Raw genomic sequence first — 24,246 nt, 5'->3', positions numbered from 1 at the left:
TTGCTCTAAATAATGTGTTTGATAGAATTTTCTGTGTAGATACGAATTACTTACATGATTAAAAAGGAAAGATCCTTAATTATTTTACGTCTTCGTCCTTGTGAATTTATAATGTAGCCAGCACATTCTAGCCTTAATAAATCTTCTTTTAATTTATCTTTATATAAATCAGGGTGATTAGATAGTTGCCTCACCCCCGGCAGTTCAGAGTTAACCTGATGATTTTTAATAATTAATTCAACAAGATTTCTAAATTTCTCATCATCTTTTAGCCTGCTTTTCAGTATTGCCTCGCCAACATCAAGAGGTTGATCTGATAATGACCTAAGTAAAGTAGATGGTTTACGCTCTTTAATTTCCAAATAGCCGAAACTTTCAAGAACAATCAGTGCTTCTCTAGTTTGTTGAAGAGGATGCCCCAAAATATCTTTCAATTCGAGTTCGCCAGGTATCCGTTCTCCAGCGTTAAACGTAACTTGCAGGTAGCTAATTAGATTTTGAACAGCATTTTTTTTCTTGAATAAATTATTAAACCTAGTTTTTTCATTTTCCATAACGGTAATTTCTCCAATAACAATTTTCATCTTGTTTTATTTTTGATTTTATATCTTAAGTTTTTAATCCCCATAATTAAATGCTTATTTGTTATGCATAAAATCACTGTATATAATGACAGTGTATTTTATTAACTATTGGTGGTTATTATGGCGCGGGTTACTTGTCCAAATTGCGAAGCTAAAGCAACAATTACGTCACGCGAAAAGCAAAGCGCCCATGTGGTTAATTTATATTGCTCATGCACAAATACAAAAGAATGCGGGGCTACGTTCCGCATTACCCAATCGTTTGATCACTTCTTAAATCCGCCTGTAAAAAGCACCCAAGAACTTGCTGCGGCGCTTATTAAAAAACTACCTAAGGAACAGCAGCTAAGTCTGCTAGGTATTTAATAACCGAGTAATTTCTTTCTCAACATCATTTTACTTAATCGAACTCCAACGTAGGCACAAGCTAAAAATAAAGCATGAGCCATTATAAAAGGGACTGCCCTAAATATATCTTCAATAGGCCTATTATTTCCCGATTGTGCAGCTTCAAGAAAGTTTTTAATGCTGAACCCATAAAAGCCAAAAAGGATTAACACAATTACTACTGACGCAATAAGCATTGCGACATCGTCATTAGTTTTATCAAAAAGATAGAGCATGCCAAAATAAATTACTACAAAGATTGCAGCCCCTATAAAAAAACCTGAAAACGCACCACTAAGAATTAATGAAATCCATTCACCTACCATAATACCTCCTAGAAAATAACCGACAAACATAGCGGCTTTATTTATGTAACTTAATTCAGCTGACTAGTTTGTGCAAGTTTAACATTTTCATTTTTAAATAATTTAGAGTTATTGGAGTTATAAATAGTTGACTCTGTTTATTGCTGGGGTTATAGTAACCCCACGTTGAGAAATAAAGCGAGGTACAGTGAATAGCAAGGATTTAATCAAACAGCTAGAAGAGGCGGGTTGGCAAGAAGTTAGAGTGAAAGGCAGTCATCATCACTTTAGGCATCCAAACCATACCAATCTCATTACCGTTCCCCACCCTAAGAAAGATTTAGGCAAAGGATTGGTAGCAAAAATACTGAAAGATGCGGGGCTTTAAGCCCCTATTTCCTTAACACTATCACTGTTGTAAACACTCATTAGGAGAATAGCGATGTTATATCCAATCGCAATTGAAAAAGGCACAGAAACTGAAGCATTTGGCGTGGTGTTTCCTGATGTGCAAGGCTGTTATAGTGCCGGTGACTCATTCGAGCAAGCACTATTAAACGCTAAAGACGCACTAGAAACTCATTTAGAGTTATTAGCCGAAGACGGTATTTTACCGCCGCAATCAAGTAATATTAACGCTCACGTAAATAATCCTGAGTTTTCAGGCTGGGTATGGGCATTGGTTGATATTGATCTTGAACCCTACTTAGGCAAAGCAGGTAAAATTAACGTAACTTTGCCTAACTTATTAACTAAGCAAATTGATGATTTAGTTAAAGCACATCCGCAATACAAAAGCCGTTCAAACTTTTTACAGTTAGCGGCACAGCATGAAATACAAGGTATTTCAGCACGCTAAACTAAGGGCGCATTTAGCGCCCTTTTTACTGCCTGCCTATTAATGATTCACAAAACGTTGAATACTGCTTAGTTTGTTGCCTTGGGTTTCGACTATGTGAAGCAGTGATCGTAGTTCTTGCTCTAGGCCTGTTACGTCTTTAACGGTTATTGGTGTGTTGCTGCGTTGGCACTGGCGCAATATGGTGAATAACTGGTTCATACGTAAACGCCAGCCGCAATCAAACATATCTCTAAACGGAATAAACATACTTAAGCGCATTTCAGGAAAGTCTAATATTGGTAATTCGCTTAGGGTTGGCAACGTGGCAAGCTCTGGTTCGTTACGTTTGCTGTGTAAAAATACGCGGTTTACTTCTAATTGAAATTTTGGGCTGATCCAGCCTGCGTAAGAAATGGCTAATAGTTCGTGGGCGAATGTTCCGCCTCCACCGTTACCGCCTCTTTGCTTGTTGATTACATTTTGACCTAAGCAAGAATCCTTGCTTAGCTCGTTAACAAGCTCATTTGCTGATTTAGTTGTAAGCCATATTGACGGGCGCTTGCTGTTTTCTTTCCCACTGGCTTTATGCAGTGCGTTTAAGTTTACGCGGTTGTAGTGATCAACAGGGATTAGGGTATTTGAAATAATAAGTTGGTTTGTCATGATTATGACTCCTTTGTGATTAATCTAATCACCACACAAAGAGACCAAGCAATGGGTGATGAACTGAACAAGGTTGGTCTACCGACACAAAGGAAACGGCGCTCCGAAGAGCCCTCGCCCAGCTCACCATAATTTGGGTGTGCTAAAGCTACACATTAAAAAACCAGCTAAAAAGCTGGCGACAATGCGCCTTTGTAGTATCGAGAGACCAATCTCGGCAACTGGATTTTGCCATTGCCTTTTTACTATAGCCCCGCACAAGGCGAATTGTCAATTAGGTTAGTTTTACCTCCTTCAATCGTTTTCTATTTTTTATTTTTATCTGTACCTACGGATTAGTTAATTCGTGGGTACACTTAAACGTAACTGTACCCGTCAATTAAGTAACTTACGGGTACATTTAGGCCATTAAGTCGGTTGACCACCAATCGTTACTGCTGATTGCTGACGCACTGCCTTGTTTAACTAAAGTAACTAAGTCCCAATCACCAATTGTCACTAGGCCGTTTTCGTTTGTAGTTGTATTAAGCGCTTGGCGCCCTTCTAGCTCTGCATATTGATAAACAAGGTCTACGAGTTCGCGGGCTTGTTTCCAATGATCCTCTGTTACGTGCCAGCTACCCGATTTTTGGGCAAATGCTTTTGCTCGGTATTCAATATCGAGTTGCTTATTTTGTTTTAATTGGGCGTTTTCATCTAAAACTTGAAGTTGGCCGTCTCTTACTTGGTAAATATGGCCGTTTCTCACGATCCTTTTACCTGCAATCAGATCCTTTTTAACCTCTTCAATGTCCTTTTTGTCACACCCGATCATATCTAGTATTAACTCGGCGCTAGAGCCCACGGCTATAGGCGTACAGTTATTACCACTAGACCAAGATAGGCCTCCTGCGTCGGCGTTGGTGCTAGCCTTAGCTGCAATTTTCTCTGCTGTACCTTTGAGTTGCCTGGTCCATTCGATTAAACGGGTTTTTAAGCTAGTATCTGTAATTACGTTATGCACGTTATAAAACAAGCGTGTAAGCGTTGCTTTGTAATCAGTATTAGTAATAACGCCTTTTATACGGCGTACTACTTCGGCGTAGTCGTTACCCATTGGGGTGGCTTCATACATTGATTTAAAGTTAGCGGCGCGGCCAATACACATACCGCCCTGTAGTTTTACGTAGTCTTTCCAGTTAGCGTTATCTGCAGCGTAGCGAATAGGCTCTATTACTTCGTCTTTTACAGCGGTGCGCATACGGCGAAGCTCGCGGTAAACCGTAACGCTTGGTGACCCCTGAAACTGAAACTGGCGAATGTTCCATGTGCTAGCCCAAGCTAAAACAGGGTTGGCTTGCTCTTGCAAGTTTTCGCCTGTGTCAGCGTCAACATGGTCGCTAAGCATATAACCATCAATGTTTTTACTGATGTATTTAGCGATATAGCTGGCTGCACTGCCCTTGCTTTTATCTAACTTTACAGCGTCAAAGCGTGGGCTAAATGTGCGGTAAAATTTGGTAGGCGCTTTGTGGTTTTTAGCCTTAAATTTTTTAGGCTCTCTGTTCTCTGCTTTGGCTTTTTCGGCATCTTCTTTATTGCGCTGCATAGCTACTTCGTTAGCCTTCTTTTTAGCAAAGCCGTACTCACTGCGCTTTTTTTTGTACAGTTTAAATAAGTGGGTTTTCTCGGTGTGCGCACGGTACTTAACACACGCCTCAACCGTTTTTATGTGTGTGCCGTGAGTGTTTATATCTACAAATTTGTTGAATACTTTTGCTCGAGTAAGCTCAGGGCCGTAACGATCGTAAAGCTCGGTTTTATCCTCTTGGATAAAGTACCAACGCAAAATAGCGTTGATTTCTTGAAGCTTATTTTTTGGCATGAATAACATCATGTGCCAATGCGGGCAACCGTCAGCATGGGGTTCTACCACACGTACACCAAAATATTTAAGGTCGCGGCGGTTTAATTTGGAACGTGCACGTGCCCACGTAGTAGTTAAATAATTTTGGGCATCTTTAGGTGTTGAACCATCCCACGTACTTGCATTGGCATGAAAACGCGCAGGGCAAGTAATAGTATAAAACATAGCAACATAGCCCATTTCATCGGCCAGTTCTTCGGTTTCACGTATTCGTAGCATCAATTCATTACGGCGGTTAGCGGGGTTTGCCATGCCGCTTTTTACGGCTTCAATTAGATCAATTACATCGCCGTCACTGCTTTGCAGTTCCATCATTTCTAAAAACTGGCGGCCACTTGCTTGGGCAAAGCTAAATTCGCGTTGTGCTTGTTTTGATGAATACGGGCTAATACCACGACGTTTAGGCTTTTTGCTTTTTTTGTCGTAGTATAAATCTCGCCCTACTTGGCCCGTGGCAATTTCTAGCAATTCTAAAAACTGTTTTCGCAGGGTTTTTAGTTGGCGAGCCCACCACTTATCGCACTGCATTTTAAGCAACGCAATTTCAAAGCATTCTTGCGGTAAGTCATCTTCACGCATGCTATAAAATGGCACGTTCACACCAAAAGACTTTGCATAATCGCTTACAGCTTCGTAAGTATGGCGCACTTGTTTTTCGTAGTTTAGCCGCTGGTGTTCTTCGCTTACATCAAGGGTAATTTGCACACACTCCATAGCGAGTGTGCCTGCGTGCTTTTTGGTTTTTTCAATACTGCTTAAAATATGCCATGGCAATGGCATATTTTGAGTAATACTAAACAGCACACCAAAGCGCGGTTTTAACCTGGCAATAGTGCGGCGCAGCCATGTATTAGCGCGGTATTGGCTACCCACCTTTTTTTGGTTGTAGCGGTCTATGTACTTACGGGCCATACGACTTTGTAAAGGCACTGGCACACTCTGCAAACCACGTGCTAAAAAGTTGTGGTCGTCTATATCGCTTATAGACGAAATTAAACCCTTAGCTATACCAGATAGTCTAAGGGTTTCAAGGTCGAGCGGGATTGGGTTAGCCATTACAGTTTAAGCGCCTGCTTTATATCGCTAACCGCTTTGGCTTTTAACTTCACAATGTCTGTTGCATGTATAGCGGGCCAATTAGGTTCTTGGGTATAGCCGATTAAATTAAATAAAGTTTGTATATCATTAACTTTGTCAGCACACCAAAAGCGGCCTGTTCTATGTTCTGGGTTTTTACCCATGTAATCTAAAATCAGTTGGTGCAGTAAACCGCAATCTGAAAAGTCATTACCTGCTGACCACATAACACGGTCTGCCATTACTTCAATTTGGCTCAACCAATCAATAAACTCATACAAGGCAAAGTTAATATCTGTGCCTAAGCCTTCATCATCAGGGTAATTGGTACGTAAGTAATGTCCCCACTGTGAGTTAAACGCGGCTGTTGCAGTGCCTAATCGGTCTTGCTTTTCTGGCGATATAACATCGTGAAATTCAGCGCCAATTACACCTGTTTTTGGGTCAAAAAATACCGCCGCAATTTCAACGATCATGGCGCTCGGACGATTATCTAAACGAGTTAAATGCACCATCACATTGTTCATGCTGCACCACCTTCTAACTCGATCAGCTCAGGTTCGCCATGTATCTGTGCCGCATCAAGTACCATAGCCATTTGGTCGTAAACTGGCGCGTATACATCATGTACATCAACAATCATTCTCACTATTGGCAAAAAGTCAGTTAGGCAGTTTTCACACTCCATAAGCATTGCAACTGTTGGGCGTTTGTTTAAATTGCGAATAGTAAAATTGGCTTGGTCGATAGCGTGTTCAATGATATTCCTTACTAAGTTCTGTTTTTTAAATAGATCTTGGTCTTTGATAGTGTTCATTTTTAGTCGTCCTTTGGGGTTAAATTATTGGTGTAGATTTACTGAGAATGTGTTGCTGTGTGCGTAGTTTCATTACTTCACTACTCCAAGCGCTGAGAATATTGCGCGGAACTTGTTTGGCCTATCACCAAGGTAAGTAATAAAACAGCCTTTGGGTGCGCCTTTTTTTACATTGCCTTGTGCATCATTAAAGTGCGTACGACCATCAATAAAACAGCTTAAACCTGCGTTTAATAACTTTTGGCACCATGCCTCTGAGCTATTAACAAAGGTAATGTTCATTGCTTCTTTAAAATTACCTTGTGCATATTGGTCTAAGTAATAGTCAATCCAATCGCCGTTGCTGGCTATGTCTTCGGTAATGCAATGGCCACGGTACTTGCTGTAAGCAGGGTCGTTACATATTTTTTTAACGCACTTTGGCTTACATGCTATTTCACCTTTATTGAATGGGTGATTTAACCAAACAGTATTAGCTATCCAATTGCGTGTTAATGCATCGTCTTCTTTAGTTAAGTAACACATTGCTTTTACTGACTTGTTAGCCACTGAACAACTTGCAGGGTCTAAATCAATAACTGGAAACATTTGGTGCACATACTTCAACACTTTAGCGGGCGTATAAAACTCAACATTGCCACTGTCTTGGTTGATTAGTTGATCAGGTGTCATGGCTAATCCCTAATGTGCTTGTTCTGTTTTTTGAGTATTTTTAGCAATGCTAAAATCTCGCTTTTGTAAAAAACGGCTTGGTGTCATGGCATTAGCATCAACAAAAGCAGTTACTATTTCTTGAAGCTGCAAAATAGCTTGATGTATTTTAAGTCGCTTTTCACGGTCAAATTGGTGATAGCTCCTTTCTAAATCACTTTTAGATAGTCCTGCCGAATAACACACAATTACTTGCTGCGGTTTACTCAAGTGCGTATACACATATTCAGCGGTATGACGATCGATGTTAAATAGCCCTCTAATTTCAGTAAGTCCTTTTGGTGTTGGTTTTACATTAACAACTTTTAACTGGGTTTTTTCAGGCTGTTTATTTACGCCTGTAATATCGCGTTTTTTTGCAATTTCTAATGCTGCATTTGCCATAACTTATTAACCTCACTCTAATTTATGTAAAAACCCTCTTTGTTCTGGTATGTTGCAAGTGCGAAATATTCACAAACCGAAACAAAGAGGAAAACCTTATGTTTAATCACCAATCTGATTCATTAATTGATAATGTCGAATTTAATAAAGCCGCAATTTATGTGCTTACAAACTTACGTGGAGCATTTCCTGAAGCTGTTTTATTCAAACAGCCGGATAAAGCAGTAATTGGCACGTTAGCTTTTTTAACCTTTGAAAAATACGTAGCGCTTGCGGCTGATAACGAACACTATGTAATTACTCAAAACGGCGTTGAATTTTTAAAAGAACTAGAATTAGATACTTCAATTCAAACTACCGTTGGCCTTACAAACTAAATAGCCGACTCAACATCAAGCAGCCCTTTTATAAAACGATTTAATTTGGCTGCTTTCTCTTCGTTGCCTTCTAATGCTTTTGAATATGTGATGGCATTCACAATAGCTACGGCTTGTTCCGTCACTGGTAAATCAACAAATTTACTAAGTGGTTTCGGTTGTTTTTTAATAACGTTAAAATAAGCAGCAATAGCTAACCCTAATGCTCGACCAGAAAACCCCTCTTCGTAAGGTAATAAGCCTTCAAAGATTACTTCTAATTTTTTAATTCTTAGTTGAGAAACAGCCATTACTTGAAGTTCTTCTAATCGTGTATTCAAACACTCGATTTGCTCATTATCACCAGCGGCATTTTTAATTCGCTTTTCTACGGATTCAATATCTTTCACTATGAAATCTGGCATTTCATAATCATCGCTCAACACAACGTTCAATAATCGATCTTTTTCAGTCGTCATCTCACTACTCCTAGTTATCTTGGCTTTGCTGATGTTGCGTTCTAAATTTAATTAGCTCGTTTAAGCGGTAATGATTGGTTTTGCCAAACTGAATTGATTTAGGAAAATCAGGCAACTTCGACAAAATCCAAAACTTTTTACGCGCACATCCCAATACCTCGCATGCCTCAACGGTGCTAACTAGACGGTCTTTTTGCTCTTCAAGCTCAGTGCGTAGTTGGTTGTTTTCTTGTAGTAGTGCAAACAGCACAGCTTTAGCATCTGGATGAATATCTAATAAAATAATTTGTTGTTCAGTGCTCATGCTGCATCTTCCTTTTTGCTTTTTTGATGATCGGCTAATAAATCGTTTACCGATATTTCACCGTTAGTTAGTTCTGAAATACGTGGAATGTATTTCGCTGGGGCTTGGCAATGACGGTTAATCCAGTACCAAATGATGTTTTGTTTTGTACTTAACAACCTGGCGGCTTTTGTTTGCCCACCAATTATTTCTATTGCTTTCGCTACGGCACTCATATTTCCTCCAAGCAGTATTTATCAATTAAACCGATAATAGATATCAATTTAACTGATTAGACAAAATAAAATAAAAAGGCAATAATCAGTAAATATCACTTTAAGCGATTTTAATATTAGGAATTTAAAAAATGGATTTAGGAAAAAGAGTAGAAAAAAGACGTGTTCAGTTGGGAATGACTCAAGCACAGCTAGGCTTAATTGCGGGTTTAGCACAAAACTCTATTCATAATATTGAATCAGGCGAAACTAAACGCCCTCGTAAGATTGATGCTCTCGCCCAAGCACTCAATTGCACTCCAGAATATTTACTATTTGGAATTGGCGAAATCCAGAGTGATGCAAAAAATATAAATAACAACGTTGTGCCAGGACCAGCAATTAAAGCCACAGCCCCACTTATCAGCTGGGTGCAAGCCGGTGCTTGGTCAGAAATAAGTGAGATTAAAGCCTACGACGCAGAACGTTTTATGTGCCCTGTTAATTGCAGTGACCTAACCTTTGTTTTAAAAGTGCAAGGTATTAGCATGGAGCCAAAGTTTGATGAAGGTGATTTAATTTTTGTAGACCCTGAAGCTGAATGCATCCACGGCTCATACGTAGTAGCCCGCCTAGACGACGACAACCAAGCCACTTTTAAACAGCTAATTATCGAAAATGGTCACAAGTTCCTAAAAGCCGCCAACCCCAACTGGCCAGAGCAATTAATCCCAATTAATGGTAATTGCACACTAGTAGGTAAGGTCATATTTACAGGTAAGTCGTTATAAACAAGGAATTGTTATGAATAGTTTTTTTAAACGGTATTGGAAAATATTATGTCTATCTGCGGGTGTTTATCTTCTGTGGGTACTAGGGTGGCTCATTTACACTAGAACTCTTTGCCCTTCGATAATGAACCATATTAATGGAATCCAATGGAAACCATCTAATTTTTCTATTTCTTATGCTGCATCAGCTTTAGATAGCCTAATTTTCTTTACCGTAGTGGGTTTAGCCATCACTATCATTTCAATTAAGAGGCCAGAAGAAGAGAAATTGGCAACTAAAATAGAGTACATTTTTCCTGATGCTGACGCGGACTCAACTTTAGGAAGGTTTCTGGCGAGTAAGGTTTCGGCTTTAGCGTGTATTAGCCCTGTTACTAGCCGAATTATTACTATTAAAGAGATTTCTGAAGAAAATGAAACTGTTAAGGTGATGTCGAGAACTAACTGTATTATAAAAAATATCCATAACAACCATCATTATGCAACTGATTCAATGTCATTTGGTGTTAAATCTGACCCAGTAAAAGTAGATGGAGACTTAATAGGTGAAGTGAACGATATATCGATCTTATCTAATCTTGAAGATCCTAGTAAAAACCAACATATTCTTAGTGGTGCTTATCCTATAACAACATCGAGCCCTGAATTTTCGGAAACATTTTCATTAAAATTATCACCTGGTGAAGTTGTAAGTTATCAAACGTCAGCATGGCTTTGGCAACCTATTAAAGAATCTTTAAGGTTTACACCACCACGTTATACCGAAAGCCAAGATGTGACGCTTCACAATGAAACACAATACGCTATAGATTTCCGGGTGGGCATACCTAATGATGCTGATGTATCTTTTCAAATTCAACCTGGCCGCTCACATAATTTTAAAGTAGGCTCTTGCACCCCGGGTGAAAAAATTATTGTCCATTTTGAAAGCTGGAAACTACCTGATTAGTATTTAATTAGTATTTAATTAGTATTTAATTAATATTGATAGTTATGATCTGTTGTCATATACTCAATACAAGCCTTATTTGGTGCGACATTAGTGCGACACCGTTAAATCTTTGGAGGTTGTTATGAAATCAAGTGAGTTTACAGGGCCATAGCCCAACAGTTTAGATATTTAAAAGCCCGCTAATGCGGGCTTTTTGTTGTTTGGCTTCTTATTAATATCATTGCTGTAAAAATACACAGTACCACTAAGTTTATAATTTACCTTATATTAAACTAACATTAATATTTAGATGGATTTAACTATGCTTGATAAACACGGACAACCAACCGCAACTAACTTTAACCTCGCTCAAAATGTAGCTAAATCACTTCTTTCTTTGCAAGGCATTTTAAAAGGCTTAATAGCTGATAAGCAGCTAAATGAACTTGAATTAATATTTTTAAGCACTTGGATAAAGTCACATAGACAATTAGAACGTGACGGGGATGTGTTGGATTTACTTGATAATATTGATGATATTGTTGCTGATGGAATAATTACGGCTGATGAATTGGCTGACCTTCAAGCACAAATTGAAGATATTATTGAATACGGGGTGCTTGCTCCTCAATGCGTTGAAGACTTAACTAATGAGTTACTTGGTTTTGTATCTGGTATTAGTGCTGACAATATAGTGACCCTTGATGAAATGACTAGCCTTGTAAATTGGCTTAATGATAACCCTAAGGCTGTTGAATGTTGGCCGGGCAATGTGCTTCATAAAAAGCTTACTGATATTTTAGCGGATAATATTGTTGATGCAGAGGAATTGGCTGATTTAACCCAAACTTGCAAAATGATTGCTGGTCAGCAGTTTTTAGAAACTGGCGCCGCTGCTGGTATGTCTACTGAGTTTTGTGCCCAGCCTTTAGATTGCTTGCCTGCTAACATAGAAACAATTTGTTTTACTGGTAAGTTTTTAATTGGAAGCCGTGCAACCTTGCAAAAACAAGCTAAAGACTTAGGGATCAAACCAATAAAGGATGTAACTCAATATTTAGATTTGTTGGTAATTGGCAGTTTGGCTAGCCCGGATTGGCGCTTTAGCAGTCACGGTCGTAAGATTGAACAAGCCTTAATGAACCAGCAAAAAGGCTGCACTACGTTAATAATTACTGAAGAAAACTGGTCTTCTTTAACTCACTGAAAATAAGGAATAACGAATGAATGGAAAAATACCGCGCTCAAACTTAAAGTATAATTATACCTGGAAGAGAGATAATGGTGATGGTGAATACACTGGAGTTCAAGATCGTATAAGAATTGATAAAGACGAAGGCTATGAAGTTCTCTATTTCATAGAGCGGTTTTTTAAAACTCAATTTGCTGAAAGTTTTCAGCCTACACTAGCTGATGTTCGTCGAGTTGAAGATATTCTCCATTTACCCGAACTAAGTAGTGTTGTGATGCGTGATCAACTAGTGGTAGAGGTAGCTGATAGATTTAGATAAATTACAATCACTAAAAAGCCCGCTAAGTGCGGGCTAATTGATTGCTAATGTTTATGCCTTCTCATTAGGGTTTTTGACTTCCCTTTAAGTGATCTAGCATTACTTTTGACTTTATCACCTGCTTTTTTGTAATTTAATGTGTGCAGAGAGTCAAATAAACTTCTATATTCGTTTTCTTCAAAATTTACAGATGGAAAATAAAGTTCTATTATCATCTGCATCTTAACAATTGCATTATCTATTGTTTCACCGTACTGCATTATACCTTCATGCTCATAACGATGAGCATAATATGAATGAATCAATCTATTACCAGCAATCTCATATTCAATAATTAAAGAATGAAACTCTTCTATTTTTTTTATATATATTTCTTTTCTTGCTCGTTTTGTTAAAAAGTACTGATTTAGTAAAACGACCACTATCGCCATTGCGGCAGTAATAACGATTGTTATTAATTGTGCTTGTTGAGCTTTTTCCACAAAAATTGAACAGAGCCATTCGAACATAATTGAACCTTATTACACATTAAAACATTGCATTTAATCTAGCTCACCCTGAAGGTCGCTATTATTGATTGAGCGGGGTGGTAACAATAAAAAGATTATTAAATCACTTATTTTGAAGCTTAGATATTATTGCATCATCAATCAGCTGGCAATATAACTCGTAGGCTTCGGCCTGTTCTTTTATCCAATCATGTTTGTTGTATACAGCCATTACACCCCGCATTGTGTGACCTAGCATTTTTTCGGTTACGTGCGGCGCTATACCGTTTTCACTTAACAATGTAGATATTGAGCGACGTGCATCGTGCGGTAGAAACTTGGGTATTTTATACTTAGTAAACAAGTGATCCCACATTCTACAGCAATAGCGATTAATGCTGTGGGTGGTCATTGGTTTATGTGGATTACCGCCAGGTATTAAATAGCCATTTCGGCCGTATATCATTGCAAGCGTATTTAATATGCTTTTCATCTTGGTTGAAATAGGCCTGCGGATGGCTTTATTTGTTTTTGAGTTTTCGGGCGGTACCGTCCAAATGTTGTTTTCAAAGTCGAAATGCTCCCATTTGGCTAAACGAACCTCTGATTGCCTAGCCCCTGTTATATAAATTAGCTGAAGGCATGCTTTAGTTGCGGGTGTAGCTTTTGAGCTTTCTATTTGTATCCAAAGCTTTGCAATTTCATCAAAGCGCATAACTCGCTGGCCAACTGATGCTTGTTCACCGATATCATTTATATTTAATGTAAGTACGGGATTAAATGGCTTAACTTCGCCGCGTTTTTCAGCCCAGCCAATAATCGATTTAATACGCACTAAGATAGTGCCGGCTGTTTTAGCGCTACCTAATTTTTTTACGTCATCAAAGTAGGTTATCCAATCTTTAATGGTCATTAAATCAAGTGGCATATTTTTATCATTAAGTATTGGTACAATCCATTTACTGACTTGGTTTGTGTATAAAATTTGTGTTTTTTCTTTTAGGTCGGGTACTTTTTTATCTAGCCACGTTGCAGCAACTTCTGCCATTGTAGGCAAGCCCTTGGCATTGTTACGCATAAGCTTAAGTTCTAGGCGTGGGTCTTTACCCTGGCTCAACCAATTTTGAAAAAGCGGTATATAGTCTTGTGCTTCTTTAATGCTTAGCCCAGGATAACGCCCTAGCGTAATAATTACCTGCTTAGTATCAACACGACAACGGTATTGCCAAGTGATGGTCCCCTTAGCTGATACCCTTACACTTAAACTATCTCTATGCGATAATACGCACGGTGTTTGATTTTTACCTAGCAGCTTTCTTAATTTGGTGTCACTGATCGCCATTTAATTTTTTATACACAGTTAGCAAAAAATTTATACACAATACTATACACACAATGCGCCAATTACAAGAAACTCGAAAATACAAAAAGAAACTGAGTAGCGCTAATAACCCGTAAATATAAAGGGCTAAGACATAGAATGAATAATGAAAGCTATCAAGAGAATCAAGCAACAATCTATTGGCACGACTACGAGACTTGGGGGGCGAGCCCTCAAAAGGATAAGCCGAGCCAATTTGCGGGTATTCGTACCGATCTTGATTTAAATATAATTGGCGAGCCGCTTATTGAATATTGTAAGCCGCAAGCGGATTACTTGCCTCACCCTGAGGCATGTTTAATTACGGGTATTACGCCACAAGTAGCGATGAAAAAAGGCTTAGTTGAAGCTGAGTTTATAGCAAAAATTCATGCCGAATTTAGTGTACCAAACACCTGTGTTGCCGGTTATAACAGTATTCGGTTTGATGACGAAGTAAGCCGTTATAGCTTTTACCGTAACTTTTACGACCCATACGAGCGTGAATACAAAAATAACAATAGCCGATGGGATATTATAGATTTAGTACGTGCTTGTTATGCGCTGCGTCCTGAAGGTATTGAATGGCCGTTAAAAGAAGACGGCAGCCCAAGCTTTAAGCTAGAACATTTAACCGTAGCCAATGGTATTGAACACGCCGCAGCGCATGATGCACTAAGCGATGTAACCGCCACTATTGCACTGGCTAAGCTAATAAAAGAAAAACAGCCAAAGCTATATAACTTCTTTTTTGGGCTGCGTAATAAAAAAGCCCTTGCTGAATTGGTTGATGTATTTAACATGACGCCGCTGGTGCATACCACGTCGCGCATACCTGCAACACAAGGCTGTACAAGCTGGGTTGCACCAATGAGCTTTCATCCGGTAAATAAAAACGCGGTTATTTGTTTTGATTTAACCCAAAACCCGCAAGTACTCATTGATTTAAACGTAGAAGAGTTACGCAAACGCTTATACACCAAACGTGTTGATTTAGCCGAGGGTGAATTACCTGTTGGCTTAAAACTGGTGCATTTAAACAAGTGCCCTATTTTAGCCCCAGCTAAAACATTATTGCCTGAAAACGCCGCCCGCCTTGGGATTGACCGCGAGCAATGCTTAGCTAACTTAGCTATTTTAAAAGCCAATACCGACCTTCGTGATAAAGTAACCGAAGTGTTTAACGAGCAAGGCGATTACAGCGCAACCACTAACGTTGACTACTTACTTTACGATGGTTTTACAAGCCATGCCGATAAAGCTAAATTTGCGATTATTCGTGATGCAAAACCAGATGAGTTAGCTGGGTTGAAGTTAGACTTTGAAGATAAAAAGTTTAATACATTGTTGTTTAGATACCGCGCCCGTAACTGGCCTGAAACGCTAAAGCAGCAAGAACTTGATCAATGGCGCCAGTATTGCCAAAACAAGCTAATGCACGGGGAAGATCAACCGTCGATTAATGCGCAAGATTTTATGATCACCCTTGAAAACCTAGCGCATGAACATGACGATAGCGAAAAAAATCTTACAATTTTAAAGGCGCTGTATAACTACGCACAAAGCATGTAATTTGTGTAGACACGCTTATACAACGCATATAAAAGCGCGACGCTATAGTAATTTAAGCGTCGCGTTTATTGTTTGAATTTTTATGGGCTTTGCCCATCACGCCAGCAAGCTTAGCGTCTACAAAACAGGCGTAAATTTATACTCCGGCGGTAGACGTAGAGCTTGCTCACGTGAAAAGCACAGCTTTTAATTACTTAAATAAAACTCTATTCACAAAGAGAAGCGAATGAGGAGTAAATGAGAAGACATAAAAACAATAATTTTTTAGATCTATCACTGCCTCTAAAAGCGCAGCGCCTCATAACCTCTTTGTGAATAAATCACTTTACGGGCTTTGCTCGTCACGCAAGCAAGCTTGCAGTCTACATCGACATACTCAACGTAAACGTTATTTTTTATGCAGTGCTTCAATACGTGCTAGTAAGCTTGAGGTATCGTATCTGCCGCCGCCGAGAGCTTGTACGTCGGCGTAGTATTGATCGACCGTTGCAGTCATTGGTAAAGTAGCGCCGTTGTTTTTAGCTTCATCGAGTGCAATGCCTAAATCTTTACGCATCCAATCTACGGCAAAGCCAAACTCATATTCCCCTCCCCACATAGTTTTGTAGCGGTTTTCCATTTGCCACGAACCGGCAGCGCCTTTAGATATTGTTTCTATTACTTTTTCACCATCAAGCCCAGCTTGCTTGGCAAAATGTAAGCCTTCGGCTAAACCTTGCACTGCGCCAGCAATACAAATTTGATTGACCATTTTACAAAGTTGTCCCGACCCAACGCCGCCTAGTAATTGGCTAAAACGACTAAATGCCGCCATAACTGGCTGCACTTTAGCAAATACAGCTTCACTACCACCCGCCATAACTGTTAATACGCCGTTTTCGGCGCCAGCTTGCCCGCCCGATACAGGCGCATCTATAAAGTCGATATTTTGCAGAGCCGCTTTTGCAGCCACTTCGCGGGCTACTTCGGCAGAGGTTGTGGTGTGATCAACCAAAACAGTGTGCGGCAGCATGCCCGCTAACACGCCATCGTCGCCATACACTACTGAGCGTAAATCATCATCGTTACCAACACACATAAATACGATGTCGGCATTGCTGGCAGCTTCGCGCGGGGTTGATGCAAAGCTTCCTGAATGTTCTGCAGTCCACGCTTGTGCTTTAGCTTGAGTGCGGTTATAAACGCATACGCTGTGCCCTGCTTTTGCTAAATGCCCCGCCATTGGGTAACCCATTACGCCTAAACCTATAAATGCGACTTTCATTGACATAAAAATGACCTATTAAACTGATAACTTAGAAACTAGACCTCGATTATGTCAATCGGTCGATAAAAAAGCGAATGAAAGTCTTTATAAAATTTCCTTAGCGGGAAAGGTAAGTAGGTAACCTATGGACAGTATTTATCAATTTAATGCACCACTTTACAACAGCGAAAATTTTCCCCTTAGCCAGTTACAGGGCAAAACCGTCCTTATTGTTAATACAGCCAGTAAGTGTAATTTTTCGGTGCAATTAAACGCACTCGAAAAGCTCTATCAGCAATACAAAGGCAATGGTTTTACTGTGCTTGCGTTTCCGTGTAACCAGTTTGGCCAAAATGAGCCGCTTGATAATTTAGCCATAAAAGACTTTTACCAAGATCAATTTAATATCTCGTTTGAGGTATTTGGCAAGGTAATGGTAAATGGGCCAGAAACACATCCGTTGTTTAATTATTTAAAATCGCATACGCGGGGTATTTCGCAAAATCGTGCTATTAAGTGGAATTTCACTAAGTTTTTAATTAACTCACAAGGGCAACTTGTTGCACGCTATGCACCGCGAACTAAGCCCGAAACACTTATACAAGTAATAGAAAGCAACCTACTGCAAGCCGCAAAGTTAAGCGCTGCAAGAGGTGGTAAAAAGGTAGCATCAAAAATACCTTTGTTTACGCCAGCTAAGGCTTAATTTAAATCAATAAAATGCGTGTTACTAAAGCACAGGTTTATAAAGTAGTTTATTGTATTAGTAATAAATAATACTCCTTAAGCGTCGAGGCTATTACCATGAACATTGCTTTTTTTAGTACTCAAAAGTACGAACTGCCTTTTTTTGAACAAAGTACACGCGATTACAGCGCTATAAAAATAACGTATTTTGAGCAAGCCCTGAGCGAACAAACGGCTATTTTAGCAAGCGGGTTTGATGCCATATGTGTTTTTGTTAACGATACCGTAAATACCGCCGTTATTGAGCAACTGGCAAGCCAAGGCATTAATACTATTTTGCTGCGTTGTGCAGGGTTTAATAACGTTGACTTACCTGCAGCAAAAGCACATAAAATTAAAGTATTACGCGTACCGGCTTACAGCCCAGAAGCCGTAGCTGAGCACTGTATAGCGCTTATGCTAACACTTAGCCGCAAAACGCATAAAGCGTATAACCGTGTACGCGAAGACAACTTTGATTTAAACGGATTGCTAGGTTTTAACTTGCACAACAAAACCGTGGGTATTGTAGGTTGCGGTAAAATTGGCCTTGCGCTGTGCAGCATTTTAAATGGCTTTGGCGCTAAAGTATTAGTGTGCGATCCATACGCGCAACCTGGCAATCATACAATTACCGATATAGACACCTTACTTAGTCAAAGCGATGTGATTTCTTTGCATTGCCCACTGAACGAGCAAACTCATCATTTAATAAATGATGAGGCATTTAGTAAAATGAAAACTGGCGTTATGCTCATTAACACTTCTCGCGGTGCATTGCTTGATAGTAACGCGTGTATTAGCGCACTTAAAACTAAAAAGCTAGGTTACCTGGGGCTCGACGTTTACGAGCAAGAGTCAGAGCTATTTTTTAAAAACCACAGCGACGAAATAAATCAAGACGATATATTCTCGCGCTTAGTGAGCTTTAAAAACGTATTAGTAACGGGGCATCAGGGCTTTTTTACTCAAGAAGCACTCACCGAAATAGCAAACACAACCCTATTTAACGCACTTGAAGTAAGTGAAGGTAGGCCTCTAACTAATGAGGTTTTATAAAGACCTAAGCTATACCTAGATAACAGGCACAAAAAAAGCGAATAAGGTGAGCCCTATTCGCTTTTTTTGTTTAAAAATTCACTTTAAATAGAGCTTAACCAAACGCAACATTTGCAAATACCAAGGTCATTAATATTGGGCAAACAAAACGAATATACTGAGCAAACCAGTAATGTACGCCGGTTGTTGCTTGGTGTAATGTATTACCACGCTGCCACATCCACCCTACTGTAATAAAGTAAAACAAGCCCATAAGCGGCAATTGGTATTGAGTAAATAGCATAATAACTAAGCCAAATAACCAATCAAAATTTAGTATAATCGCGCTTGCACACACAAGTACAACGGCGCTTACCGCCCACGTTGCTTTGGTGCGGCTAACGTTGTGGTTTTCGACTAAAAACGCCACCGGAATCTCAGTTGTCGATATAGTTGACGTAACCGATGCGATAGACATTAATACAAAAAACAGTAAACCCACTAATAAACCAATTTCGCCCATGGTGCTAAATAGCGCAGGTAAAATAGCAAAAATAAGTTGCCCTTCGCCAATCAGTTTACCGCCACTAAATACCTCTACACCGTTATGCTGCGCCACATAAATAGCAGGAATAATAAGTAACCCCGCTAAAAAAGCAACGCTGGTATCGAGTAAGGCAACACCGGCTGTGAGCTTTGGTAAATTAGCATCTGGCTGTAAATACGATCCGTAAATCATCATACAACCCACACCTAACGAGAGCGAAAAGAACGCTTGCCCCATTGCGGCAATAATCAAATTAGGGTCGAGTATTTGGCTAAAATCAGGAATTAAATACGCGGCAAAGCCTTCACTTGCGCCATCGAGTGTTGCAATGTAGGCAATTAAACCAACAAGCAATACGAGTAGCAGTGGCATTAAACGGCGCGACCAGGTTTCGATTCCCGATTTAACACCTTTTAAAATAATACTGGCAGTTAAAATAAGCATAAGCGGCGTAAATACAAAATTACGAAGCACTGAGTCGCTATGTAAAAATTCGCTTGCGCCTGTGAAACCTAAAAAGGTTGTTATGGGTTCAATAGCGTATGAGAGCATCCACCCTGCTACTATTGAGTAAAAACTTAGCATAACAACCGCGCCCGCAAGACCAATATAACCTGCTGTTGCGCCTACTTTGCGGTTAGTGCTTTGCCATGCATCGCCCAATGCTTTTACCGGATTAGCTTGTGCTTTGTGGCCTAAATAAAGTTCGGTATACAGCGCAGGGAGCGCAAGTAAAAATATAACAATAAAGTAAACCAGTAAAAATGCACCGCCGCCATGGTTGGCCGCTTGCGTAGGAAAACCCCAAATATTACCTAAACCCACTGCTGCGCCAGCAGCGGCTAAAACAAAACCAAGTCGGCTTTGAAACCCATCACGCACTTGTGCCATACATCTACAAATCTGTTATTATTTTGATTATTGTGAATTAAACCATATTTCATGCCAGCTGAGTAATAAAATTGTACCCAGCCTTTATTAGGGGCGTTAACCGCTCACAATATCAGCGACTTCTTTTGCTTTAGGGCTTTTATGACTGAACACTATTTTAAAAACGCCTTGAGTATTACTTCAACTCAATTTGCAAATTTGCCTTTAGCTAGTAACAGTATTTTATTATTTAATGCTAAAACACTTGAGCTTAGTGACTTTAATTTGCCCGATTGCTTAAGCCTGTTTGAGTTAGCCATTATAAACCGCCGCAAAAGCCCGCAAGCTAAGCAAGAGTATTTAGCTACGCGGTTATTGTTAAAGCACCTTATTAAAATAACGCAGCCGCAACATGCGCTCGTAGCACTTAATAAAATGAGTACAGAATTTGACGAGGCAAGCTCAAAGCTGCAACTACATGTAAATGGTGATGTTATTAATACCTGTATTTCGCACTCGCATGGTTTAGTTGGGGTTGCGCTTAACCTTGGTAAAAGTGAATTTGGTTTTGATATTGAAAAAGTAAGCCTAAAGCGCCCATTTGAAAAACTCGCTAAGCATTTTTATCATAATGATGAAATTACACTTATTACCAAGCCCACTAACGTTCAAACTCAAGCAGATACGTTTTTTAGAATTTGGACATTAAAAGAGTCACTTGCTAAAGCCACCAGCCGCCCTATTGCAAAACTACTTAGCCCTAATGTGTTTGACGAATTAAATAGTGCAAAGCTCAGTGCTTGCAGTAATCGCGTTACTGTAGCTGATAGCAGTGACAGCAATGTTTGTTTTGATATAAGTGTGGTGCATAAAAAAAGCATCGACTGGCGATGCTTTTTATTAACTGATTTTGTTAACTAATTTTATTAAGTAACTTTAATAAATCGCTTTGCTGAATAAGCGCGATTTACGCAGCAAAATCATTTTCTAATAAACGACTATGAATAGACTGTACTACGTTATCTGACTCAGTTTGCTCTACTAAAAAGCACAGGTTGTGCTTACTTGCACCGTGACAAATTAATCGAATGTTAAAATCTTTTAGCACACTCATTAAGTTCATTTCGTGTTGGCGTAATTGAATCTCAGAGCCAATAAGTGCCACCAATGTTAGGTTGTTTTCTACCGAAACATGGCAAAACTCTGCAAGCTTATCTAGGCATTCTTGATCAAGCTCTGGACGCGAGGCATTTTGCGCGTTATCAAGCGTTATAGCTACACTGATTTCTGATGTGGTTACCAAATCTACAGATATATTGTATTCACTTAATAGTGTAAATACGCGTGCTAAAAAGCCGCTTGCTAGTAGCATTTCTGGGCTTTTAAGCGTAAGCAATATTTGGTTTTTACGTTGCGTTACTGCGCGTATACCTGGTTGCTGCGATTTTTCGCGCTCAATCCATGTACCGCCACGCTCTGGCTCGCGGCTAGAACCTACAAACACGTTAATGTGGCTACGGCTCGCTGGTAAAATAGTTGCTGGGTGTAATACTTTTGCGCCAAAGGTTGCCATTTCAGCGGCTTCGTCAAAACTTAAGCGTGCAATAGGCGTCGCTTTTGCGCACAAACGCGGGTCGGTGCTAAAAATGCCCACTACGTCGGTCCAAATATGCACACTTTTAGCGTTAATTGCTTCAGCTAATAATGCAGCGCTGTAGTCTGAACCACCACGTCCTAGCGTTGTGGTGTGACCGTATTCGTCACTACCAATAAATCCCTGAGTTACAATTACTTGAACGTCTAATAACGGAATTAAATGCTCTTTAGCAGCTTGCGCTGTGGCTGAAACATTGGGCGTTGCTTTGCCAAATTGGCTGTCTGTTTTAAGCACCTTGCGCACATCAAAGCGATCGGCATTTAAACCCTGTAAACGAAGTACCTGTGCAAACAAATACGACGACAAACGCTCACCAAAGCTAAGTAGCTCGTCGTGTTGCTGATCGGTTGTTAGTGGCTCTTGAGCCAATGTTTGAAATGCTTTTAGGGTTTCGTTAAAGCCAACCGCTAAATCGGCATCTAGCGATAATTCATCTAAAATAGTTTGTTGAATAGCAAGCACGCCGTTTATGTGTTCTTGGCGCTCACTTGAAGTAATGCTTGATTTACACAGTGCAACTAAGTGATTAGTTACGCCGGCACTGGCGCTCACGGCAACAATACGTACGCTTTTATCTGCAACAATAATTTCGCTACAGCGACTCATCGCTTCAAAATTTGCAACACTGGTTCCGCCAAATTTGGCAACGATGTAATCTGATTTTGCGCTTAACTCTGTTTTAGGCACTGTTTGTGGCGCTGATTGGGTAGTCATTTAGTCTCCTTTCGCGGTATCCAAACCGCAATAAAACAAGAAGAACTTGGCAAAGGAATGCTTGAAGATAAGTCCACTGCCAGAAGCTCTCCACCTATATTGGTGACAGTTTTGAGGATTCAGCCCCATAAACCGAAAAACAATGACGACGTACCATTATTTTCCTCGGCGAGTACTTCCCTCCTTAATGATCATCGGCTTTCGTCGCCTAACATTAAGTACCTAAGTATCGCACCTCTTCTGAATGCTTTATTAACCAGTGGCTAATAAAACAAAACCCCACTAAGTAGCGGGGCTTTGAAAGTTATCGTTTAGACGTCTAGCTGTCAAGCATTTAATAATTTATGAGTTAAATAAAACTGCCCATGTAATACGAGCCCGCATATCCAACCGTGTAACAAATTAATAAATGCAGCGATAAACGCAAGTAGCTCATAAAGGTAAGCGCTTTAACTTTACTCATGGCAATAATGCCCGCAGCCGAACCAATAATAAGCATTGAACCGCCCACGCCCGTTGCATACGTAAACGACAACCAGTGTTGTTGGCTCATTACTATATTGGCTTTTAATAATGCAGCGGTAAGCGGTACGTTATCGACCCCAGCTGATAATATGCCCATTAAGTAGTTTGCGTATTCTGGTGCCATTACCGTGTATAGGTCGGTAAATTTACTCAACATACCAATTTCTTTAAGTGCGCCAACAAGTAAAAGTACACCTACAAAAAACAATAATGTGTCGTATTCTATATCGCGAACAAAATCGATTATGTCTTTGTTTATGTCTTTTTTGCGCATTAAAAATTGCGCCACTAAAAACATCACTGATAAGCCAAACAAAAAGGTTAATAAAGGCGGTACGCTGTAAATTACACTCAACGTAAGTGTGCTCACTACGGTAGATAAAAATATAACAGCAATGGTTATGTCGGTTTTTTCAATGCGGGTTTTACCTGCACTAGCAAACTCAACACGCCCTTTCATACCTATAGACAGTAACGCAGCAAGCAGCATAACGCTTGCAAGTGCTGGCGCTATAAGTAGTAATAAACGAGCAATGGTTACTTTGCCATCTAAAAATATCATTAGTGTGGTTACGTCACCTGTTATTAGCGATACCCCACCTGAGTTCACTCCAAACACAATAAGCGTGGCGTATTTAACGAGCTTTTTAGGTTCAAGCTTTAACGACATAACAACCGCAAGCGATATAAGCGTCGCTGTTACGTTATCTGAAATCGACGAAAACAAAAACGCAAAACCACCCACCAAAAACATGAGCTTTTTTTCGCTAATACTTTTTGGCATAACACGGTGCACAATATTTTCTATAAACCCCTTTGAATTTAAATACGCGACAAAGGTCATTGCAGCCATTAAAAATAGCCATAATGAGGCAATTTCTAAAATATTTTCGTTTAAAAGATGCTGAATCGTATCGGGGCTTTGCCCGTGTAGGGGGTATATAAAAAGAAGAATCCAGCAAAGCGTACCAAAAAACAGCGTGGTTTTAGCTTTATTTACATGGATTATATCTTCTATAACGATCAGTAAAAATGCAATCGCTATCAGGGTTAGAATAATCGAGGAAACCATGGTAGTTAAACAACCTTTGATATAGTTTTAAAGAACACACAAATAACATTCCATTTCATGTGCCTATTTTCGGCGCGAATTTTAGCACTGCCTCTATGCAAAAACTATTATTAAATGGTCTTAAAAACGAATACTATATACAGACAAGGTTAATTAAAAATACGTAATAATGAGTCTTCTAAAAGAACTC

Annotated in this window: 29 protein-coding genes and 1 riboswitch; of the genes, 12 read left to right on the top strand and 17 right to left on the bottom strand. The window is 39.6% G+C overall.

Annotated elements, in window-relative coordinates; translation table 11 throughout:
* Positions 1-50: 50 nt before the first annotated feature.
* Positions 51-584 (bottom strand): hypothetical protein, encoded by a 534-nt coding sequence (locus WNY98_RS06405; protein WP_342877425.1) that lies wholly within the window; start codon positions 582-584, stop codon positions 51-53.
* A 120-nt stretch (positions 585-704) separates the two neighbouring features.
* Between WNY98_RS06405 and WNY98_RS06400 the strand changes: the two genes are divergently transcribed.
* Positions 705-950 (top strand): ogr/Delta-like zinc finger family protein, encoded by a 246-nt coding sequence (locus tag WNY98_RS06400; protein WP_007378157.1) that lies wholly within the window; start codon positions 705-707, stop codon positions 948-950.
* Here the strand turns inward: WNY98_RS06400 and WNY98_RS06395 are convergent.
* Positions 947-1,297, bottom strand: coding sequence for a hypothetical protein (locus tag WNY98_RS06395; protein WP_007378158.1), 351 nt, complete (start codon positions 1,295-1,297; stop codon positions 947-949). The genes WNY98_RS06400 and WNY98_RS06395 overlap by 4 nt on opposite strands.
* Before the next feature lie 187 nt (positions 1,298-1,484).
* On the opposite strand from WNY98_RS06395, the gene WNY98_RS06390 reads away from it, so the two are divergent.
* Together WNY98_RS06390 and WNY98_RS06385 are read left to right on the top strand one after the other, a co-directional pair.
* On the top strand, positions 1,485-1,664 hold the full coding sequence (locus WNY98_RS06390) for a type II toxin-antitoxin system HicA family toxin (protein WP_007378159.1): 180 nt from the start codon (positions 1,485-1,487) through the stop codon (positions 1,662-1,664).
* Between the two features lie 54 nt (positions 1,665-1,718).
* Positions 1,719-2,135 (top strand): type II toxin-antitoxin system HicB family antitoxin, encoded by a 417-nt coding sequence (locus WNY98_RS06385; RefSeq protein ID WP_007378160.1) that lies wholly within the window; start codon positions 1,719-1,721, stop codon positions 2,133-2,135.
* Positions 2,136-2,174: 39 nt separating this feature from the next.
* Here the strand turns inward: WNY98_RS06385 and WNY98_RS06380 are convergent, their stop codons facing one another.
* From WNY98_RS06380 to WNY98_RS06355, 6 genes are all read right to left on the bottom strand, one after another.
* Positions 2,175-2,780 carry a KilA-N domain-containing protein gene (locus WNY98_RS06380; protein ID WP_149614065.1) on the bottom strand — a complete coding sequence of 202 codons (606 nt, stop codon included), beginning with the start codon at positions 2,778-2,780 and terminating at the stop codon, positions 2,175-2,177.
* 400 nt (positions 2,781-3,180) lie between these two features.
* Entirely contained in the window at positions 3,181-5,742 is a 2,562-nt protein-coding gene (locus WNY98_RS06375) for a replication endonuclease (RefSeq protein ID WP_342877424.1), read from the bottom strand.
* Positions 5,742-6,290, bottom strand: a complete 549-nt coding sequence (locus WNY98_RS06370) for a 3'-5' exoribonuclease (protein ID WP_342877423.1) — start codon at positions 6,288-6,290, stop codon at positions 5,742-5,744. The genes WNY98_RS06375 and WNY98_RS06370 overlap by 1 nt, the downstream gene beginning before the upstream one ends.
* Positions 6,287-6,580: a hypothetical protein gene (locus tag WNY98_RS06365; protein WP_342877422.1), complete on the bottom strand. Its 294-nt coding sequence runs from the start codon at positions 6,578-6,580 to the stop codon at positions 6,287-6,289. The genes WNY98_RS06370 and WNY98_RS06365 overlap by 4 nt, the downstream gene beginning before the upstream one ends.
* Before the next feature lie 72 nt (positions 6,581-6,652).
* Positions 6,653-7,252, bottom strand: a complete 600-nt coding sequence (locus WNY98_RS06360) for a DNA N-6-adenine-methyltransferase (protein ID WP_342877421.1) — start codon at positions 7,250-7,252, stop codon at positions 6,653-6,655.
* A 9-nt stretch (positions 7,253-7,261) separates the two neighbouring features.
* The gene (locus WNY98_RS06355; protein ID WP_342877420.1) at positions 7,262-7,675 is read right to left on the bottom strand and encodes a hypothetical protein; all 414 of its coding nucleotides are present in this window, start codon (positions 7,673-7,675) and stop codon (positions 7,262-7,264) included.
* 98 nt (positions 7,676-7,773) lie between these two features.
* Here WNY98_RS06355 and WNY98_RS06350 point away from each other — a divergent pair, with 98 nt between their 5' ends.
* Positions 7,774-8,052 (top strand): hypothetical protein, encoded by a 279-nt coding sequence (locus WNY98_RS06350; RefSeq protein ID WP_342877419.1) that lies wholly within the window; start codon positions 7,774-7,776, stop codon positions 8,050-8,052.
* On the opposite strand, the gene WNY98_RS06345 is transcribed toward WNY98_RS06350, so the two are convergent.
* The 3 genes from WNY98_RS06345 to WNY98_RS06335 are packed head-to-tail and all read right to left on the bottom strand — an operon-like array spanning position 8,049 to position 9,029.
* Complete coding sequence (locus tag WNY98_RS06345; RefSeq protein WP_342877418.1) at positions 8,049-8,510, bottom strand: hypothetical protein; 462 nt, start codon at positions 8,508-8,510, stop codon at positions 8,049-8,051. The genes WNY98_RS06350 and WNY98_RS06345 overlap by 4 nt on opposite strands.
* A 10-nt stretch (positions 8,511-8,520) precedes the next feature.
* Entirely contained in the window at positions 8,521-8,814 is a 294-nt protein-coding gene (locus WNY98_RS06340) for a hypothetical protein (RefSeq protein ID WP_342877417.1), read from the bottom strand.
* Positions 8,811-9,029 carry a YdaS family helix-turn-helix protein gene (locus WNY98_RS06335; RefSeq protein WP_010553446.1) on the bottom strand — a complete coding sequence of 73 codons (219 nt, stop codon included), beginning with the start codon at positions 9,027-9,029 and terminating at the stop codon, positions 8,811-8,813. The genes WNY98_RS06340 and WNY98_RS06335 overlap by 4 nt, the downstream gene beginning before the upstream one ends.
* A 131-nt stretch (positions 9,030-9,160) precedes the next feature.
* Here WNY98_RS06335 and WNY98_RS06330 point away from each other — a divergent pair, with 131 nt between their 5' ends.
* From WNY98_RS06330 to WNY98_RS06315, 4 genes are all read left to right on the top strand, one after another.
* Positions 9,161-9,799: a S24 family peptidase gene (locus WNY98_RS06330; protein WP_337120181.1), complete on the top strand. Its 639-nt coding sequence runs from the start codon at positions 9,161-9,163 to the stop codon at positions 9,797-9,799.
* A 13-nt stretch (positions 9,800-9,812) separates the two neighbouring features.
* Complete coding sequence (locus WNY98_RS06325; protein ID WP_157823349.1) at positions 9,813-10,748, top strand: hypothetical protein; 936 nt, start codon at positions 9,813-9,815, stop codon at positions 10,746-10,748.
* A 304-nt stretch (positions 10,749-11,052) separates the two neighbouring features.
* Positions 11,053-11,937 carry an NAD-dependent DNA ligase gene (locus WNY98_RS06320; RefSeq protein WP_342877416.1) on the top strand — a complete coding sequence of 295 codons (885 nt, stop codon included), beginning with the start codon at positions 11,053-11,055 and terminating at the stop codon, positions 11,935-11,937.
* Positions 11,938-11,953: 16 nt separating this feature from the next.
* Positions 11,954-12,241, top strand: coding sequence for a hypothetical protein (locus WNY98_RS06315; RefSeq protein ID WP_342877415.1), 288 nt, complete (start codon positions 11,954-11,956; stop codon positions 12,239-12,241).
* Between the two features lie 44 nt (positions 12,242-12,285).
* Here WNY98_RS06315 and WNY98_RS06310 read toward each other — a convergent pair whose 3' ends face one another.
* Both WNY98_RS06310 and WNY98_RS06305 read right to left on the bottom strand, forming a co-directional pair.
* A complete protein-coding gene (locus WNY98_RS06310) occupies positions 12,286-12,750 on the bottom strand; it encodes a hypothetical protein (RefSeq protein WP_342877414.1) in 465 nt (154 codons plus the stop codon).
* A gap of 103 nt (positions 12,751-12,853) precedes the next feature.
* On the bottom strand, positions 12,854-14,071 hold the full coding sequence (locus WNY98_RS06305) for a tyrosine-type recombinase/integrase (RefSeq protein ID WP_337120177.1): 1,218 nt from the start codon (positions 14,069-14,071) through the stop codon (positions 12,854-12,856).
* Between the two features lie 138 nt (positions 14,072-14,209).
* Here WNY98_RS06305 and sbcB point away from each other — a divergent pair, with 138 nt between their 5' ends.
* Positions 14,210-15,661 carry an exodeoxyribonuclease I gene (sbcB, locus tag WNY98_RS06300; protein WP_342877413.1) on the top strand — a complete coding sequence of 484 codons (1,452 nt, stop codon included), beginning with the start codon at positions 14,210-14,212 and terminating at the stop codon, positions 15,659-15,661.
* 388 nt (positions 15,662-16,049) lie between these two features.
* On the opposite strand, the gene WNY98_RS06295 is transcribed toward sbcB, so the two are convergent.
* The gene (locus tag WNY98_RS06295; RefSeq protein WP_342877412.1) at positions 16,050-16,931 is read right to left on the bottom strand and encodes an NAD(P)-dependent oxidoreductase; all 882 of its coding nucleotides are present in this window, start codon (positions 16,929-16,931) and stop codon (positions 16,050-16,052) included.
* A 121-nt stretch (positions 16,932-17,052) separates the two neighbouring features.
* Here WNY98_RS06295 and WNY98_RS06290 point away from each other — a divergent pair, with 121 nt between their 5' ends.
* Both WNY98_RS06290 and WNY98_RS06285 read left to right on the top strand, forming a co-directional pair.
* Positions 17,053-17,613, top strand: a complete 561-nt coding sequence (locus WNY98_RS06290; protein WP_342877411.1) for a glutathione peroxidase — start codon at positions 17,053-17,055, stop codon at positions 17,611-17,613.
* Between the two features lie 98 nt (positions 17,614-17,711).
* Positions 17,712-18,692, top strand: coding sequence for a 2-hydroxyacid dehydrogenase (locus WNY98_RS06285; protein WP_342877410.1), 981 nt, complete (start codon positions 17,712-17,714; stop codon positions 18,690-18,692).
* A gap of 94 nt (positions 18,693-18,786) precedes the next feature.
* Here WNY98_RS06285 and WNY98_RS06280 read toward each other — a convergent pair whose 3' ends face one another.
* Entirely contained in the window at positions 18,787-20,109 is a 1,323-nt protein-coding gene (locus tag WNY98_RS06280; protein WP_342877409.1) for a sodium-dependent transporter, read from the bottom strand.
* 141 nt (positions 20,110-20,250) lie between these two features.
* On the opposite strand from WNY98_RS06280, the gene WNY98_RS06275 reads away from it, so the two are divergent.
* On the top strand, positions 20,251-21,009 hold the full coding sequence (locus WNY98_RS06275; RefSeq protein WP_342877408.1) for a 4'-phosphopantetheinyl transferase superfamily protein: 759 nt from the start codon (positions 20,251-20,253) through the stop codon (positions 21,007-21,009).
* A gap of 46 nt (positions 21,010-21,055) precedes the next feature.
* On the opposite strand, the gene lysC is transcribed toward WNY98_RS06275, so the two are convergent.
* Positions 21,056-22,459, bottom strand: a complete 1,404-nt coding sequence (gene lysC / locus WNY98_RS06270) for a lysine-sensitive aspartokinase 3 (RefSeq protein WP_342877407.1) — start codon at positions 22,457-22,459, stop codon at positions 21,056-21,058.
* Between the two features lie 75 nt (positions 22,460-22,534).
* Positions 22,535-22,707: riboswitch (Lysine riboswitch) on the bottom strand.
* A gap of 101 nt (positions 22,708-22,808) precedes the next feature.
* Positions 22,809-24,056 (bottom strand): sodium:proton antiporter NhaD, encoded by a 1,248-nt coding sequence (nhaD, locus tag WNY98_RS06265; protein ID WP_342877406.1) that lies wholly within the window; start codon positions 24,054-24,056, stop codon positions 22,809-22,811.
* Between the last annotated feature and the right edge of the window lie 190 nt (positions 24,057-24,246).

This window comes from Pseudoalteromonas sp. AS71 (assembly GCF_038900275.1).
GTDB lineage: Bacteria > Pseudomonadota > Gammaproteobacteria > Enterobacterales > Alteromonadaceae > Pseudoalteromonas.
Note: the sequence above shows the minus strand (reverse complement) of the source record. Positions and strands in the feature narration are given on the sequence as shown.

Coding starts and splice junctions, on each gene's coding strand:
- lysC (WP_342877407.1), bottom strand. CDS start 22,459: ATGACTACCCAATCAGCGCCACAAACAGTGCCTAAAACAGAGTTAAGC.
- WNY98_RS06340 (WP_342877417.1), bottom strand. CDS start 8,814: ATGAGCACTGAACAACAAATTATTTTATTAGATATTCATCCAGATGCT.
- WNY98_RS06275 (WP_342877408.1), top strand. CDS start 20,251: ATGACTGAACACTATTTTAAAAACGCCTTGAGTATTACTTCAACTCAA.
- WNY98_RS06280 (WP_342877409.1), bottom strand. CDS start 20,109: ATGGCACAAGTGCGTGATGGGTTTCAAAGCCGACTTGGTTTTGTTTTA.
- sbcB (WP_342877413.1), top strand. CDS start 14,210: ATGAATAATGAAAGCTATCAAGAGAATCAAGCAACAATCTATTGGCAC.
- WNY98_RS06290 (WP_342877411.1), top strand. CDS start 17,053: ATGGACAGTATTTATCAATTTAATGCACCACTTTACAACAGCGAAAAT.
- WNY98_RS06395 (WP_007378158.1), bottom strand. CDS start 1,297: ATGGTAGGTGAATGGATTTCATTAATTCTTAGTGGTGCGTTTTCAGGT.
- WNY98_RS06380 (WP_149614065.1), bottom strand. CDS start 2,780: ATGACAAACCAACTTATTATTTCAAATACCCTAATCCCTGTTGATCAC.
- nhaD (WP_342877406.1), bottom strand. CDS start 24,056: ATGGTTTCCTCGATTATTCTAACCCTGATAGCGATTGCATTTTTACTG.
- WNY98_RS06330 (WP_337120181.1), top strand. CDS start 9,161: ATGGATTTAGGAAAAAGAGTAGAAAAAAGACGTGTTCAGTTGGGAATG.
- WNY98_RS06365 (WP_342877422.1), bottom strand. CDS start 6,580: ATGAACACTATCAAAGACCAAGATCTATTTAAAAAACAGAACTTAGTA.
- WNY98_RS06350 (WP_342877419.1), top strand. CDS start 7,774: ATGTTTAATCACCAATCTGATTCATTAATTGATAATGTCGAATTTAAT.
- WNY98_RS06320 (WP_342877416.1), top strand. CDS start 11,053: ATGCTTGATAAACACGGACAACCAACCGCAACTAACTTTAACCTCGCT.
- WNY98_RS06335 (WP_010553446.1), bottom strand. CDS start 9,029: ATGAGTGCCGTAGCGAAAGCAATAGAAATAATTGGTGGGCAAACAAAA.
- WNY98_RS06295 (WP_342877412.1), bottom strand. CDS start 16,931: ATGTCAATGAAAGTCGCATTTATAGGTTTAGGCGTAATGGGTTACCCA.
- WNY98_RS06400 (WP_007378157.1), top strand. CDS start 705: ATGGCGCGGGTTACTTGTCCAAATTGCGAAGCTAAAGCAACAATTACG.
- WNY98_RS06355 (WP_342877420.1), bottom strand. CDS start 7,675: ATGGCAAATGCAGCATTAGAAATTGCAAAAAAACGCGATATTACAGGC.
- WNY98_RS06310 (WP_342877414.1), bottom strand. CDS start 12,750: ATGTTCGAATGGCTCTGTTCAATTTTTGTGGAAAAAGCTCAACAAGCA.
- WNY98_RS06325 (WP_157823349.1), top strand. CDS start 9,813: ATGAATAGTTTTTTTAAACGGTATTGGAAAATATTATGTCTATCTGCG.
- WNY98_RS06305 (WP_337120177.1), bottom strand. CDS start 14,071: ATGGCGATCAGTGACACCAAATTAAGAAAGCTGCTAGGTAAAAATCAA.
- WNY98_RS06345 (WP_342877418.1), bottom strand. CDS start 8,510: ATGACGACTGAAAAAGATCGATTATTGAACGTTGTGTTGAGCGATGAT.
- WNY98_RS06375 (WP_342877424.1), bottom strand. CDS start 5,742: ATGGCTAACCCAATCCCGCTCGACCTTGAAACCCTTAGACTATCTGGT.
- WNY98_RS06405 (WP_342877425.1), bottom strand. CDS start 584: ATGAAAATTGTTATTGGAGAAATTACCGTTATGGAAAATGAAAAAACT.
- WNY98_RS06385 (WP_007378160.1), top strand. CDS start 1,719: ATGTTATATCCAATCGCAATTGAAAAAGGCACAGAAACTGAAGCATTT.
- WNY98_RS06370 (WP_342877423.1), bottom strand. CDS start 6,290: ATGAACAATGTGATGGTGCATTTAACTCGTTTAGATAATCGTCCGAGC.
- WNY98_RS06315 (WP_342877415.1), top strand. CDS start 11,954: ATGAATGGAAAAATACCGCGCTCAAACTTAAAGTATAATTATACCTGG.
- WNY98_RS06360 (WP_342877421.1), bottom strand. CDS start 7,252: ATGACACCTGATCAACTAATCAACCAAGACAGTGGCAATGTTGAGTTT.
- WNY98_RS06285 (WP_342877410.1), top strand. CDS start 17,712: ATGAACATTGCTTTTTTTAGTACTCAAAAGTACGAACTGCCTTTTTTT.